We start from the raw sequence: 13,852 nt of genomic DNA on the forward strand, positions 1-13,852 counted from the left end.
CACCTCGCCGGCGATCGGCCCCTTCCACGGGGCTGGTCGCCGGCGAGGTCGTCTTTCCTGCGGTCTCTCGGCGGCGGTGGGCCGCGGGCCTCACCGCCGCGTCGTCACCTGCGACACCGGCCGCCCGCCCATGGTCCCGATGCTCCCGTAGCCGGCCTCGGTCGTCCCGGTCATGCAGGAGGCCCCCATCATGCCGCCGGGGGCGCAGTCGGCGTAGGCGAGCTTGTCGAGCTGTCCCTGCGTCGGCGCCGCGGTGGGCTCCGCGGCGTTCACCCAGATCCGCACGTAGGCGTTGCCGGGGTTGGCGCCCGGAAAGCCGAAGTGGAGCCCCATCCCGGTGCCGGGCTCCCAGCCGTCGGTGCCGCCGAACTTCGGCTCCTGGGCCAGCGTGTCGGTGGTCTCGAGCAGGAAGGTGGTGACCAGCAGGCCCGGCGCCCCGTCCAGCACCGCGGGCAGCGAGGAGCGCTGGTGCCCGAGGGTCAGCCAGGTCATGGAGTCGTCCGGGTAGGGCGTCGCACCGCCGGTCATCGACTCGCTCAGGCGGCCCTGGAGGCCCGAGGCGACGCCCGCGGTGGCGTTGAAGGTGAACGTGCCCTCGAAGATGGAGTCGTTGGGCTGCGTGTCCGGTTCGCGGAAGGTGGTCAGCACCCGGTAGCGGCTGACCACGTCGACCGGCACGGACGGCAGGCTCGTCCCGAGGTCGTTGGTCGCGGCCACGGTGATGGCGAACCCGGCGCAGGTGCCGGGGCAGGCGGCGGTGACCGGGGAGGAAGGGCCGGAGCCGGTCACGCCAGGTGGGGAGGAGGTGACCGTGTAGCCGGTGATCGGGCTTCCGCCCGCCACCACCGCGCCCACCGTGACCGTCACGGTGCCCGGCGCCTCCCCCGCCGTGGCGGAGAGGCGGGTCGGCGCCCCGGGAGCAGCAGCGCCTGGAGGCGCGGTGACCGCGATCGTCAGGGAGGCCTGCCCATCTCCGGCGCTGGCGACGATGGTGCAGTCACCGGCCGCCAGGGCGCTCACCACCCCCGTGGCGTCCTCCACGGCGCAGGTCGACGGCGTGGCGCTGGCGAAGCCGACCGGGAGCCCGGTGCTCTCGACCGCCGAGACGGTGGCCAGGTCGTACAGGCTCATGGATGGGGCAGGCGCGAACTCGATCACGCCCCGGAAGGTGAAGGTGACGTCCTGCGTGACCTGGGGCGCCGCCGCGTAGCGGGAGTCGCCGGCCTGGGTCGCGGCGATGGTGCAGGTGCCCGCCGCCGCGGCGGCCACGACGCCGCCGGCGTCGACCGAGCAGGTGGAGGGCGTCCGGCTGGCGTAGAGGACCGGCAGGCCCGAGCTCGCCGTGGCCGACACGACGGCGGAGGACTGGTTGACGGCGGGCGTGGGCGCCGGGGCGAAGGTGATCACCTGCGGGCGCGCCTCGATCCTGGGACCCTCGACGCACCCCCCGAGCGCTCCGAGCGCGAGGGCGGCCAGGGCCAGGTGGCGAGGGAGCGTGGTGGCAGTGCGCATGCGTGGGCTCCGGCTGGTCAGAGGCGGACGTTGAGGGCCACGTTGAGCGACCGCCCCGCGCCGGGGATGGCGACCCCCCACGGGATGCTGGTGGTGCTCATCGAGGGGCCCTGGCCGACGTAGGCGCCCCCCATCGGGCTGGCATAGAGGTGGTCGAACAGGTTCTCGACGCCGACGTCGAGCCGGAGGATCCGCCACTCGTAGCTGCTGCGCAGGTTGACCAGGCCGTAGGCGGCGGTCGGGATCTCGTTCCGGACCTGGGAGACGTGGCGCTTGGCCGCCACGGCCACCAGCTCGGCGCTGGTGCGCCAGGCCCCGCGCTGGTGGACGAGCGAGAGCCGGGTGTGCAGCGGCATGATGTTGAAGAGGCCGTCGTTGGTGGTGAGGTTGTCGCCCCGGACGTAGTCCAGCGCGGCGTCGGCGCTGAACCTGCCCCAGGCGTCCGACTCGCCCAGCAGCAGCCGGGCCGACAGGTCCAGCCCGTAGAGCCGGGCCGTCTGGTTGGCGTACTGGAGCAGGACGAAGCCGCTGCTGGTGACCTCGTTCTCGGCGCTGCACTGCCCGAAGTCGCAGCGCCGGGCGTCGACGTAGCCGTCGACGTGGGTGTAGTAGCCGGTGGCCTTCAGCTCCCACCTCGCCTTGACCTCGTCGTGCCAGTAGCCGGTCAGGCTGAAGGTGTGGGCCACCTCCGGGGCCAGCTCGATGAGCCCGACGTAGCCGTTCCCGTCCCCCAGCATGTTGTTCATCAGCGCGGCCATCGCGTTGGTGGACCAGGGGTAGCGCTGGTAGAGGTTCGGCGAGCGCGACTTGCGCGCGTACCCTCCCTCGTAGGTCTGGGTGGGCGCGGGGGTGTACCGCGCCAGCGCCGCCAGGTCCCAGTTGAAGTCGGTGCGCCGCCGCGGCGAGGCGTTGAACGCGGCCGCGTCGTCGCCCCAGGCGGGGAGGGCGTCGTCGTAGCCCTGGACCGGGCCGGCGTCGGTCCTGACCGTGTCGCTGCGGACGCCGACCTGGCTGAGCCAGGCGCGCGACCAGCGCGCCTCCCACTCGGCGAAGAGGTCGCCCCGCTCCCGGAGGCCGTAGTCGACGTTCCAGAAGGTGTTCGGCCCCATCGTGCCGCCGACCGGGGGCCAGAAATCGTACAGCACGTGGCGCTGGTACTCGACCCCCACTCGGAGCAGGTGGACGTCGGACAGGGTCACGTTCGCCTTCACGAGCGCCCCGGAGGTCTTGGCCTCGGTGTCCATCGGCATGCCGTTGCCGTAGGAGTACCGGTCCGGGCCCATGTCCATCTCGTGCCGGGTGTCCTGGTAGCTGAGGCGCGCCTCGAGGTCGCCCCAGGCGAAGGCCCCCGAGTAGCGCCCGGTGACCAGGCGGTTGTCGTTGGCGGTCATGTCCATGCGCTGGTTGGGGAACCCCTCGAAGCCCACCTGCTGCTGGCTCGCCTCGAGCTGGAGGAGGTGCCCCGACCGCTTCAGCGCCAGCCCGAGCGACCGCTTGACGGTGCCCCGGTACGCCGAGGACGCGATCACGTCGCCCGGGATGAGGGCGCCACCCTCGGTGCCGGCCGCGGCGGGCTTGAAGGCCCCTCCGGCCTTCAGGTTCTCGGAGCGCGAGTCGGACTGCCCGAACGTCAGGTTCAGCCACTCGCCGGCCACGGTCGCCCCCAGGGTGTAGCCCAGGGCGTCGCCGTTGGAGCGGTAGTAGGAGCCGATCCTTCCGCCGAGGAGGAGCGGCCCGTCGCGGAGCGCGAACTCCGGCGGCGTCGACTTGACCTGGATCGAGCCCCCGATGCTGTCTCCCCCCACGCTGACCGGGGTGATCCCGGAGAAGACGGTCACGCTCTCGATGCGGGTCGGATCGGCGTAGGAGAGCGGCGAGTTCATGTGGTTGGGACAGGCGGGCATGAGGTCGGTGCCGTCCACCTGGATGCGCAGCCGGTCGTCGGCCAACCCGTGGATGGCCGGCAGGCTCGAGATGCCGCCGGCGCCGCTCAGGCTGACGCCGGGGACGCCGCGGAGCAGCTCGGTGGCGTCCGCGGTGGTGGCCTGCCGGGCCACCATGTCGGCCTTCCCGGGCCTCGACGCCCCGAGCTTCGCGTCCCTGGACTGGACCTTCTGGGCCTGGACCACCAGCTCGTCCATGGTCACGACCAGCTCCGGCTCGTCGCCGCCCCGGGCGAGCGACGGCACCAGGAGCAGCAGCGCAGCGGCGCAGGTCGGGAGTGGTCTTGTCATGGGTTGGTGGCGCGCTGCCTGGGGTGCGAGGTGGTGACCTCGAGGGGCGCTCCGTCGAGCGGGCCGCGAGGCGTGGTCGAAGGAGGATAGGGATCGAGCCGGCGCCTGGGGAGTGGGGGGCGCTCGATTGATCGACTGCCCGCCGGAATCTAGTCGACTGGAGTGACCTGAGCGCGCGGGTCCGATGTGGCAGGTTGTCGCAAACGTCGTCGTCCCGGGCGGCTGCATCCACCGGCGCCCGGGGAGCGGGCTGGCGATGGCCGGCTCCGAGGAGGAGGCCACGCCGCGACGCATGGCGGGGGGCCAGGAGGCCACGCCGCGACGCTCGGCGAGGGCAGGACCGAGATCCGGCGCCCGGTCCCCGGTCCCCGGTCCCCGGTCCCCGGTTACTCGCGCGACGGCCCGGCCGGCGCCGGGGCCGCGGCGGGCATCCCGTTGAAGTCGACGTACTCGGCGCAGCTGCCGCGGGCGCGGACCGGCCGGTGCGTGACGGTGGGCTCGGGCACCTCGACCCCGTCGACGACCCGCGAGAGCTGGACCCCGCAGCGATCTCCGTCGGTGACGGCTCGGGCCCGATACCTGGTGAAGATCTCCGGGAGGAAGGTGGTCATCAGCTGGCAGCGGCGGTTCGTGAAGTAGAAGAAGTCGGTCCGGAAGGAGAACTCCTGGCCGGGCTCGATCTTGATGGTGCGGGGCTCCTTGAGCTGGAGCGGCCCGCCGAGCGGGACGATCCACAGGCAGTTCTTGGTGTCCTGGTAGGACCGCACCTCGGTCTGGGCGTTGGCCGCGGGGAAGAAGGTCAGCTCCGGCGCCTCGATGGCGGTCGGCTGGACGTACGGCTCCCTGGTGATGGCGTAGGCCGGCAGGGCGCAGCCGCTCAGCAGGAGCAGCCCGAGCAGGGCGGACAGTGGATCACGGCGAGACCTGGACATGTGGTTCCTCGATGGCGGGAGGTTCGACGAAGGGGCTGAGGGCCTGCCCGGAACCCTACCAAGCCCACTCGTGCGGTGCCAGGACGCCCAGTCAAGCGAGACCAGGGCGGACTTCGAAACGCGGCGCGACGTCGCCGACGGGCGAGGGCCGCTAGTTCGGAAACCGCTCGCGCAGATCCTCGAGGGCGCGCCGGGCCTCCGACGGATCGCCGTACAGGCCGTCGAACGCCGCGGGCCCCTGGGGCCCCTGGGGGCCCCTGGTGCCGGACACCCTTGGCCCGCCCCTGGGCCCCTGTGCCCTGGTGCCGGACACCCTTGGCCCGCCCCTGCCCTGGCTGCCCTGGTGCCGGACACCCTTGGCCCGGTGGGACCCGCTGGCGCGGAGCTTGCTGTTGCCAGCCGGAGCATGGCCCGGCTCGCCCGCAGCCACCTCGTCGAGGAAGGCTCGACCAACCACTGCACCTGGCGTAGCCACGGTCATGGCCTGGTCCTCGACTCCGACGAAGCCCGGCTCCACTTCCTGGCACTGCTGCGGAAGTACAAGCAGAAGTTCGGAATCGAGATCCACTCCTACTGCCTGATGGGCACCCATCCACACCTCATGTGCCGGGCCACCAAGGGGCAGCAGGCCTTCAGCGACTTCTGGAAGCTGGTCAACTGGGGCTTTGCGGTTTGGTACAATCGACGGACCCAGGGCCGCGGACAGGTCGTCATGGAGCGGCTCAGGTCTCCCCGCATCCAGGACGGCCGCCACCAGCTCGTGGTTATGCGCTACGGCGACCTCAACCCCGTCCGCGCCGGCCTGGTCCGGGCCCCGAGCAGGTGGCGCTGGTCGAGCTTCCGCCACTACGCCTACGGCGAGCCCGACGACCTCATCACCGATGCGCCGGAGTACCTGGCGCTCGGCCGCACCCGGCCGGTGCGGCGCACCGCGTACCTGCACCTCTTCGCCAGGCCGCTCGTCGAGGAGCTGCGCTCGCGGCGCCCCGACCTCGTCTACGGCCCCTTCATCGGGGACCGCGACTGGGTGACCGTGCGCCTCGAGGCGTGCGGCCTCTCCCCGCCGGACTGAAGCGGTTGGCAGGTCGACAGACCCAGACCCGCCTCGACGCGGCGGCCTTGGTGCGTTACCGCACGGCCCAACTCGGCAAACAGTGCCGGTAGACCGTGGGTGACGGGTCTCAATGGCAGCCTGGGCTCAGTCCTGAGGGAGAAGCGGGGCTCTCCGTCGCGCTCGATGCGGTTCTCTGAGGGGTCGACGGGTAGGCTCGCGGACTCAGGGCGCTGAAACCCCTGGCGATCGATGTCCGGCACGCCTTCCGCCTTCCGCCTTCCCTGGCGATCGATGTCCGGCACGCCTTCCTGGCGATCGATGTCCGGCACGCCTTCCCCCTTCCGGCACGCCTTCCCCGCCTTCCAGACCAGGGGGGACTTCGAAACGCGGCGCGACGTCGCGGACGGGCGAGGGCCGCTAGTTCGGAAACCGCTCTCGCAGATCCTCGAGGGCACGCCGGGCCTCCGACGGCTCGCCGTACAGGCCGTCGAACGCCGCGGTGGCCGCGGCCAGGGCGTCGATGGCGGCCTGGGCGATGCCCGGCGCGGAGGGGACCCTCGACAGGCGGACCAGCTCGATGCCCTTGGCCTTGCCGATGTGGCGGACCAGCAGCTCGAGCTCGACGGGGTTGTGCATGTGGTCCTCCGGTGGGCCCTCGAAGGCGAAGGCCCCGAGACCGTTTCCGATCTCGGGGCCTTCGAACTGTCGGGGCGACTGGATTTGAACCAGCGACCACTTGCACCCCAAGTCCGCCAGGACGGTCAGTCAAGCGATGCAGGGGCTCGCAAGGATTCGCAATCAGGACGTGTTCCGGAGGAGGCACCTTCCATGCCTTCGCCGGGTTCAGCCGAGTTTCGCCGATCGTTTCATGCACCGGCAATGCAAGCCGGCGGCGATGAGGTCGTGGGTCCGCTGCTGACGGTCAAGGAGGCGGCGGAGCGTCTCACGGTGTCCACCGCCACCGTCTACGCGCTCTGCGAGGCGAAGAGGCTCGTCTTCACCCGGGTCTCGACACACGCCATCCGGATCGCGGAGGCGGATCTGGCGGCCTTCCTGGATGGCCGACGCTCCCCCGGCCAGGGGTCGACGCGATGGCGCGATCCCCATCCATGAGGCACACCGGGCAGACGACCGGGAAGGAGGCGGTCCGGATCGAGCACGCGATCGCTGGTGCCGAGGGGAGCAGGCTCGGCGCCGGCGCCTCTCGGCCGCGACCTCACCGCAGGCAGCGCTGGATCAGCTGCCCGCTGCGCTCGACCGTCGCGGCGCACGAGAGCGCGTCGGCCGGGAGCGACAGGCCGGGGCACGCCGCCAACTCGGCTGCGAACCGGCGCCGCGCGTCGGCCTTCCAGCGCTCGGCGAGCACGGCATCATGCAGCCCCCGCTCGGCCAGCTCCAGCTCCACCAGCCGGTCGAGTAGCGCGGCACAGTCGGCCTGGGTGGCCGGCCGTCCGGCGCAGGCGGCCATCCCCAGCAGCAAGGCGAGCAGGAAGGGGCGGAGCGTCACCGGGTGAACCTCACGCGGATGGGGGGCGACTCCGACTCGACGGGGCGGCCGTCCGGACCCGCCGCGGGCGTGTAGCGGGCGCGGAGCGCGCAGTCCACCGCAGCTGGGCCGAAGCCGGTGCCGGGATCGCGCAACAGCGTGGCGCCGGCCGCGGAGCCGTCCGGGCGGACCCGGACCCTGACCACGGCAATGGCCTCGTCGAGCTCCGCCGTCTCGGCGGTCTGGGGCCACGGGCAGCTCCAGTCACCCTCGGCCAGCGACACGGGTCGAGCCAGGCTCGGGGTCGTGGCCGGAGGCGCCTGCCGGTCCACCGCGTCCGCGTAGACCGGGGCGGTGCTGGTGCCGGCGGCCGCCGTGACCCCACCGGCGTAGGTGGTCGCCGCGCCGGTCACGAAGGCCTCGCCCGTCAGATCGAGCGGCGCGGAAGGGCCGGGCAGCCGCGTGATCACCCGACCGGCCTGGGCGGGCGCGGGCGGCCCTGGTGGCCGTGCGGTGGCCACCGCCCGTGGCTGCGCCGGGGGCTCGGGTGGGGGCCGGGGCGGCTCGATGGGCGGGGCGGGTGCCGGGTCCACGACCGTCTCGCGGCCGAGCTCCCGGTGGAGCCGGGCGGCCAGCGCATCGGCCCAGGCGGCGGCGGACGGGCGGCTGCCGAGCGCGGCAGCCAGGACCGCGAGGTGGATGGCCAGGGCCACGCCGAGCGCGAGGGCGCTGCGGCGTGGACGGCCGGCGGGCCGCACCACGCCGAGCACCGACTCGGCGATGCCCGGTCCTCCATCCCGCGCCGCCGGCACGCTCACCGCGCCGGCTCCTCGAGTGGCAGCGCGCCGAAGGCCACCCGGGCGATGCCGACCTCGCGCAGGAGGTCGAGCGCCTCGACGACGCGCCGGTGGGGCGTGGCCCCGTCGGCGTTGATGACCGCCCGCACGTCGGCGTCACGCGCCAGCGCCACGCTGGCACGGGCCCGGAGCGCCGCCCGGTCCGGCATGGCCACGCCGTCGACCAGGACCGGGCCGGAGGCCGGGACGACGACGGAGAGGACCACCTGCAGCTCCTCGCTGGTGGAGGCCCTGGGGAGGTCGAGCGGCACCGCCGGGGCGACCACGATCTTGGCGGTGACGATGAAGATGATGAGCAGCACCAGCGTGATGTCGACGAGCGGTGTGACGTTGATGCCGGTCACGATCCCGGACGAGTCGGGCGGGCCATGGCCGGCCATCACCGCACCTCGGGAGGGCGCAGCGGCGAGACGGTCGCGGCCGGGTGCGGGGCGCCGCCGGGGTGCGGCGAGGCCTCCGCCGACAGGTAGGCCAGCGTGAGGTTGGAGATGGCGTCGGTCTCCTGCAGGAGCGTGGCGACGCGGCGCTGGAGCGCGTTGTAGAGCGCTATGGCGGGGAGCGCCACGGCGATGCCGACCGCGGTGGCGACGAGCGCTTCGGCGAGCGCCGTCATGACGGCCTGCGAGGCGCCGGCCGCCGCGGCGGCGCCCGTGCTGGCGTGGCCGCTCCCGCCCCGCCCCAGCTCCTCGAAGGCGTGGACCACGCCCACCACGGTGCCGAAGAGGCCGATGAAGGGGGCGTTGTTCCCGACGGTGCCGAGGAAGGCGAGCCGCCGCTCCAGCGCCTGGCGCTCCAGGGACACGGCGCTGTCCATGGCGCGCTCGGCGGCCACCGGCCCGAGGTGCGCGAGGCGGAGGCCGGCGGACGCCACCCTGGCCGCCAGGGCCGGCGAGCCGGCCAGCTCCTCAGCCGCGGCCTCCCGCGCCCCCCGGGCCAGCAGGGCGTCGAGGCGGCGGGCCAGGACGGGGACGTCGGTGGCCTGGCCCCGGTAGGAGAGCCACCGCTCCACCGCCACCGCCACCGTCGCGACGGAGAGCGCCCCGAGCAGCCAGAGGACCCAGCCTGCCCCGGAGACCAGGAGGAGCTGCTTGACGGCCTCGACGACGTCCATGGTTCCACTCCCTCGGAGCGCCCCGCCCCGCGCGGCGGGGCAGGGCGCTCCCGACAGGCTGCAGGTGCTACTGGGTCACGACGCAGAGGCCGTCGGCGTTGAGGTGGCCGAAGGTGGCGAGCGCGCGCCGGAAGTACTGCTGGTAGCTGGTCTCGATCGGGAAGTCCAGGTTCGCGAAGGTGCGCTCGGTCGAGGACGGCAGCGGGAAGGCGGCCGGGTCGCAGGTGCGCCAGCCGAGCGTGACCGCCCGCCCTGGTGGTGAGCGGGGCGATGTCGTGGCCGACCAGGTCCGAGCCCGGCTTGTCCGTGACCAGGAGCGAGGCGGGCGCGCCACCGACGCCCGGGGTGGCCAGGGCCGCGAGCTGGTCGAAGAACATGACGGCGGCCTCGTGATCGGTGGTGTTCCAGAACGGGTGGTCGGTGTGGAAGGTGGCCTGGGCGATGACCGACTGCCCGGGCTTCACCTGGATGCCGCGGGTGTCGGCCGGCACGTCGGGATCGGCGTTGATGCAGTTGCCGTAGGCGGCGGTGGCGTCGTAGCCGACCTTGAACTCGACGGTGGTCGGCAAGGTGGAGAAGTCGAAGGTGCCGTTGCTCTGGCAGTCGGCCGGGTTGGCGGTGAAGGTGGCGGTGCCGGTGACGAGGATGGTCCAGCCGTTGGCGACCATCTCCTCGTAGAGGGGCAGCTCGGCGGCGGTCAGGTTGACGTTGTATGCGCCGGCCGTGGCCTTGACCGACTTGAAGCTGAAGGCGTAGCGCGAGGCCGGGTCGAAGGCGTTGTTGCCGTTGGAGGTCTGGGCGGTGAAGGCGGCAATGGGGAAGGCCCGCTCGTCGGGGCCGCCCTTGCCGTCGATGCCGCCGGGGTTGGCGAGGTCGGCGGCCCAGGGGCCCTTGGCCTCCGCCACCACCGGCCCCAGCTGCGAGAAGTCGCCGGAGGGCAGGCCGCGCTCGGGGTCGGCATTGAGCCGAATGTCGTCGAAGGCCACCAGGACGTGGCCGAAGCGGACGGTCCACCCGTCGATGACGAAGGGCTCGCCGGCGATGGCCGGGGGGAAGTCGTAGCCCGACGAGGCGAGCGCCTCACCGGACGCCGTGATGACGAAGGCGCCACCGCCCTGGTCGGCGAGCGGCGGCTGGAAGGCCTTGAGGACGCCGCCGCGGAGCGCCGGGGTGGCCGGCCCGAGGGCGACCGGCCGCGCGGTCTTCTTGCTGTCATTGCCGCAGCCGGAGAGCGAGAGCCCGGCGACGAGCGCCGGGACGAGGAGCAGCTTCGATGAGGCACGCATGGTTCTTCTCCCTGGGTAAAGGTGGCCCTACGGCGCCACCGGCTCGAAGGCGTACGTCCCGAGGCGGGAGCGCAGGCCGTTGTAGAGGTTGATGGACGGCTGGCCGTCGGTCCGGTCCGGGAAGCGGCGCAGCGCGGGGGCGAGCGGATCGACCGGCAGCTGGCCGAAGTCGACGCCGGTGAACCAGACGCGGGGGTCGACGCGGACCAGCAGCCCGGTCCCCGGTGCGAGGCGCAGCGAGGCGGGGATGGGCGTGACGATCCGCTGCTTGCAGAGCGGGCTGGCGCCGGGGCGCACCGGGTCGGGCGGGACGGCCCGGTTCTGGCCGATGGTGACCTGGCCCTCGAAGGTCACCGCCTCGGCGCCGCGGACCGCGGTCCCCGCGAAGTCGGCGATGGTGGTCCGGTCGTCCGTCGCGTCGACCGGGCCACCCGTCAGCCAGACCTCGCCGGACTGCGCCGGCTCGCTCGTCCCCTCGCCGGGGACCGGGAAGGGCTGGGGTGCCGGATCGAGCGCGTCGACGATCCGACCGGTCGTGACCTGGGCGGTGTAGAGCCCGGGGCTGACGCAGTTCGAGGTCTGCTGGCCGACGGTGGGCGGGGCCTTGTTCAGGTAGAGCGCGCCGACGCGGAGGCGCGCCCGGTCGAGCGTGACGGTCCAGCCCTGCTGGTTGGTGAAGGTCAGGGGCTGCCCGGCCACGGCATCGGCCGGCCCGGCGCCGGAGGCGGTGAAGGTGATGAGGTCGCCCTCGGTGGAGCCGCAGGCGGCCAGCGCGAGCGCGGCGAGCAGCGGGAGTCGGCGGGCGGCGCTCACGGCGCACCTCCAGGGCGGAGCTCGAGGGTGAAGAGGAACTGGCGTGGCGGCCCGGCGCTGAAGTGGCGCACCGGGACCAGGGTCGGCTGGGGCTGCGTGTTCCAGTCCGAGGCGAAGTTGAACTCGCCGACCCGGTACCGGGCGTCGAGCAGGTTGGTGACCTCCAGGGCCAGGCGGACGGCGCGCCACCCCAGGCTGGCCGAGGCGTCCACCGTGAGCACCGCGGCGGCGCGCTGGCCGAACGGGATGGGGCGCCTCCCCACGTAGGTGACGCCGGTCGCCAGCGTGCCCCGCACCGGCGCGCCGGCGAGGGGCCAGGGGAGGTCGGAGAAGACCGAGCCGTCCAGGCGGCTCACCAGGTCGGGCACGTAGGGGATGAGGGCCCCCGTGTCGTCGAAGGTGGCGCGGACCAGCGTGGCGTGGGCGTTGAGGTCGAAGGTCCGGCCGGTGGCCCGGCCGGCCAGCAGGGCGCCGGTGCGGGTGCTCCCGCCGCCGAGGACGTTCCGGCCGGCGCTCTCGCTGAAGATCAGGTCCTTGTCCACCCTGGTCTGGAAGCCTGCGCCGCGGACCACGGTGGCCAGGGCGGCGCCGGAGGTCGTCCAGGTGGCGCCGACCTCCGCGGAGCGGGCGCTCGCGAAGGGCGTCTTCAGGTCCTGGCCGACGTACTGCGGGTCGATGGACCGGACCCCCTGGCCGTAGGCGGCGGAGAGGCCGAGCCCGGGCAGGGGCGTGAACACCGCCGTCACCCGCGGCATCACGGCGAGGCTGGAGGTGGAGTTGCGCTGGACCGGCTCGCGGTAGCGCCCGAGGTTCTGCTGCGAGAGGCAGCTGCGATCGAGGGGCGGATCGCCCGGGTTCGGGCGGTCGACGCTCTGGACCGCGCACCGGTCGAGCACGTCGAAGGTGAAGAGGTCGGCCCGGAGGCCCCCGCGCAGCGTGAGCCAGGGCGCCACGGAGAGGGACAGGTCGGCGAAGGCGCCCACGTCGGCCAGGCGGCTCCCGAGATCGATCTCCAGGGCATAGGGGGCGCCGTTCGAGGCCTGGACGCGGTACTGCTGCCCATCGGTCCAGTCGAGGCGCACCAGGGCGCCCGCGGCGGCCTCGTGCTGCCGCCCCAGCAGCCCGAAGCGGGTCCGGCCCTCGCTCCTCAGGCCGACGGTGGACGCCTCGGTGTGCCGGTCGATGAGGTCGCCGCGCTGCGGGTGGAGCGTCTGCTGGGGCTCCTGCACGTCGAGGAGGAAGCCGGTGAAGTTCTCGCGGAGGCGCGAGCTGCCGCGGACGTAGAAGGCCTGGTGGCGGTAGGCGAGGCCGCCCGCGCGGCCGTCGATCTCCGCGCTGGCCGAGAACCGGGAGGCGTCGCCGCCCTGGCCGAGGTCGTAGGCGTCGAAGAAGCCGACCCGCCCGCTGCGGAAGTCGTCCTCCCGCAGCAACCCGGCCGACTGGAACCGCGCCGTGTAGCCCTGGAAGGTGAGCCGCAGCGTGTCGCCGCCGAGGCGCGACTCGTGCTGGGCGATCACCGAGCCGCGCTGGGCCGCGCGGGCACGGCCGAAGCCGGCGGTGTCGTAGAGCTCGACCGCTCCGAAGGTGGCGCGCGGGGCGTCCTGCGGCCCCCAGGTGGCCAGCACCCGGCGGGTCCCGGAGGTGCCGGCGCCCAGGGAGAAGGTGAGGCCGCGCTGGTCGAGGCCGAGCTCGTACTCGGCGCTGCCGGCCACGGCGAAGTTGCCCTGGTGCGGGTCGAAGGGGCCCTCGAGCACCCGCAGCGACGCGACCACCTCCGGGATGACGAAGTGGACGTCGGCGTAGCCGTTGCCGTGGAGGTTGCCGACCTCGTTGACGGGGACCCCGGCCACCGTGATCTCGACGTCCTGGCCCTGGCGGGCGTCGAAGCCGCGCAGGAAGATCTGCTGGGCGTGCCCCTCGCCGCCCTCGTTGGTGAGGAGGATGCCGGGCGCCAGCTTGAGCAGCTCGGCGGCGTTCTTGCGGGGCACCAGCGCGAGCTGCCCGACCTGCACTTGGTAGTCGGCCGAGCCGCGGCTGGGCGGGCGCGCCCGGCCGCGCACGGTCGCGTCGAGGACCTGCTCCTCTTCTGGGGCCGGCGATTCGGCGGCGGTCGCGCCGGGGGCGGACGGGGAGGTGGCGAGCGGGGCCGGAGGCGGGGCGGCGGGCCCCTCGGCGGGCGGAGTGGCCGGGGCCGGCGGTGGCTCGGCCGGGCGGCGGAAGGCGAAGGGAACGGTGATTCGGACGACCACCGGCTCGTCGCCCTGCCGCGCCGGGGTGAACCGCCACTGGGTGACCGCCTCGATGGCGGCCGCGTCGAACTCCGGCCCGGCGGACCGCACCACCGTCACGTCCGAGGCGAGGCCGTCGAGCCCGACGGTGAGTTCGAGGGCGACCTCGCCCTCCCGGCCGGCGGCGAGCGCCCCCGGCGGATAGCGGGCCTCGACGGCTCGATCCAGGACCGGCGGCCTGACGACCGGCTCCGGCCCGGCGGGGGGCGGTGTGGCGGCGAGGGCCACGGCCATGGAGGCCGCGACCGCGATGGCGTGAACCAAGGCGTCCTTCCCCCG

13 protein-coding genes are annotated in these 13,852 nt (G+C 73.7%); 3 read left to right on the top strand and 10 right to left on the bottom strand.

What is annotated here, in order from left to right; translation table 11 throughout:
- Positions 1–90 precede the first annotated feature (90 nt).
- The 3 genes from IPO09_05990 to IPO09_06000 all read right to left on the bottom strand — a co-directional run bounded on the left by IPO09_05990 (position 91) and on the right by IPO09_06000 (position 4,678).
- Positions 91–1,512: a hypothetical protein gene (locus IPO09_05990; GenBank protein ID MBK9516901.1), complete on the bottom strand. Its 1,422-nt coding sequence runs from the start codon at positions 1,510–1,512 to the stop codon at positions 91–93.
- A gap of 17 nt (positions 1,513–1,529) precedes the next feature.
- Positions 1,530–3,746 carry a TonB-dependent receptor plug domain-containing protein gene (locus tag IPO09_05995; GenBank protein ID MBK9516902.1) on the bottom strand — a complete coding sequence of 739 codons (2,217 nt, stop codon included), beginning with the start codon at positions 3,744–3,746 and terminating at the stop codon, positions 1,530–1,532.
- Between the two features lie 386 nt (positions 3,747–4,132).
- The gene (locus IPO09_06000) at positions 4,133–4,678 is read right to left on the bottom strand and encodes a hypothetical protein (GenBank protein MBK9516903.1); all 546 of its coding nucleotides are present in this window, start codon (positions 4,676–4,678) and stop codon (positions 4,133–4,135) included.
- A gap of 406 nt (positions 4,679–5,084) precedes the next feature.
- On the opposite strand from IPO09_06000, the gene IPO09_06005 reads away from it, so the two are divergent.
- A complete protein-coding gene (locus IPO09_06005) occupies positions 5,085–5,750 on the top strand; it encodes a transposase (GenBank protein MBK9516904.1) in 666 nt (221 codons plus the stop codon).
- Between the two features lie 399 nt (positions 5,751–6,149).
- Here IPO09_06005 and IPO09_06010 read toward each other — a convergent pair whose 3' ends face one another.
- Entirely contained in the window at positions 6,150–6,368 is a 219-nt protein-coding gene (locus IPO09_06010) for a hypothetical protein (GenBank protein MBK9516905.1), read from the bottom strand.
- A gap of 192 nt (positions 6,369–6,560) precedes the next feature.
- Between IPO09_06010 and IPO09_06015 the strand changes: the two genes are divergently transcribed.
- Positions 6,561–6,845: a helix-turn-helix domain-containing protein gene (locus IPO09_06015; protein ID MBK9516906.1), complete on the top strand. Its 285-nt coding sequence runs from the start codon at positions 6,561–6,563 to the stop codon at positions 6,843–6,845.
- 103 nt (positions 6,846–6,948) lie between these two features.
- Here the strand turns inward: IPO09_06015 and IPO09_06020 are convergent, their stop codons facing one another.
- Genes IPO09_06020 through IPO09_06035 form a run of 4 tightly spaced genes read right to left on the bottom strand, consistent with a single transcriptional unit; the run spans position 6,949 to position 9,186 of the window.
- Entirely contained in the window at positions 6,949–7,239 is a 291-nt protein-coding gene (locus IPO09_06020; protein ID MBK9516907.1) for a hypothetical protein, read from the bottom strand.
- Positions 7,236–8,036 (bottom strand): ferric siderophore ABC transporter substrate-binding protein, encoded by an 801-nt coding sequence (locus tag IPO09_06025; protein MBK9516908.1) that lies wholly within the window; start codon positions 8,034–8,036, stop codon positions 7,236–7,238. The genes IPO09_06020 and IPO09_06025 overlap by 4 nt, the downstream gene beginning before the upstream one ends.
- Positions 8,033–8,455, bottom strand: coding sequence for a biopolymer transporter ExbD (locus tag IPO09_06030; GenBank protein ID MBK9516909.1), 423 nt, complete (start codon positions 8,453–8,455; stop codon positions 8,033–8,035). The genes IPO09_06025 and IPO09_06030 overlap by 4 nt, the downstream gene beginning before the upstream one ends.
- Positions 8,455–9,186, bottom strand: coding sequence for a MotA/TolQ/ExbB proton channel family protein (locus IPO09_06035; GenBank protein ID MBK9516910.1), 732 nt, complete (start codon positions 9,184–9,186; stop codon positions 8,455–8,457). The genes IPO09_06030 and IPO09_06035 overlap by 1 nt, the downstream gene beginning before the upstream one ends.
- A gap of 179 nt (positions 9,187–9,365) precedes the next feature.
- Here IPO09_06035 and IPO09_06040 point away from each other — a divergent pair, with 179 nt between their 5' ends.
- Complete coding sequence (locus IPO09_06040) at positions 9,366–10,463, top strand: hypothetical protein (GenBank protein ID MBK9516911.1); 1,098 nt, start codon at positions 9,366–9,368, stop codon at positions 10,461–10,463.
- 36 nt (positions 10,464–10,499) lie between these two features.
- On the opposite strand, the gene IPO09_06045 is transcribed toward IPO09_06040, so the two are convergent.
- Both IPO09_06045 and IPO09_06050 read right to left on the bottom strand, forming a co-directional pair.
- Positions 10,500–11,285 carry a hypothetical protein gene (locus tag IPO09_06045; protein ID MBK9516912.1) on the bottom strand — a complete coding sequence of 262 codons (786 nt, stop codon included), beginning with the start codon at positions 11,283–11,285 and terminating at the stop codon, positions 10,500–10,502.
- Complete coding sequence (locus IPO09_06050; protein MBK9516913.1) at positions 11,282–13,807, bottom strand: TonB-dependent receptor; 2,526 nt, start codon at positions 13,805–13,807, stop codon at positions 11,282–11,284. Before IPO09_06050 ends, IPO09_06045 begins: the two co-directional genes overlap by 4 nt.
- Between the last annotated feature and the right edge of the window lie 45 nt (positions 13,808–13,852).

Origin of the sequence: Anaeromyxobacter sp., from assembly GCA_016718565.1 — a bacterium.
Taxonomy (GTDB): Bacteria; Myxococcota; Myxococcia; order Myxococcales; family Anaeromyxobacteraceae; genus JADKCZ01.

Bases quoted from the DNA above. Each gene is read 5' to 3' on its own strand.
- IPO09_05990 (MBK9516901.1), bottom strand. From the start codon at position 1,512: ATGCGCACTGCCACCACGCTCCCTCGCCACCTGGCCCTGGCCGCCCTC.
- IPO09_05995 (MBK9516902.1), bottom strand. From the start codon at position 3,746: ATGACAAGACCACTCCCGACCTGCGCCGCTGCGCTGCTGCTCCTGGTG.
- IPO09_06000 (MBK9516903.1), bottom strand. From the start codon at position 4,678: ATGTCCAGGTCTCGCCGTGATCCACTGTCCGCCCTGCTCGGGCTGCTC.
- IPO09_06005 (MBK9516904.1), top strand. From the start codon at position 5,085: ATGGCCCGGCTCGCCCGCAGCCACCTCGTCGAGGAAGGCTCGACCAAC.
- IPO09_06010 (MBK9516905.1), bottom strand. From the start codon at position 6,368: ATGCACAACCCCGTCGAGCTCGAGCTGCTGGTCCGCCACATCGGCAAG.
- IPO09_06015 (MBK9516906.1), top strand. From the start codon at position 6,561: ATGCCTTCGCCGGGTTCAGCCGAGTTTCGCCGATCGTTTCATGCACCG.
- IPO09_06030 (MBK9516909.1), bottom strand. From the start codon at position 8,455: ATGGCCGGCCATGGCCCGCCCGACTCGTCCGGGATCGTGACCGGCATC.
- IPO09_06035 (MBK9516910.1), bottom strand. From the start codon at position 9,186: ATGGACGTCGTCGAGGCCGTCAAGCAGCTCCTCCTGGTCTCCGGGGCA.
- IPO09_06050 (MBK9516913.1), bottom strand. From the start codon at position 13,807: ATGGCCGTGGCCCTCGCCGCCACACCGCCCCCCGCCGGGCCGGAGCCG.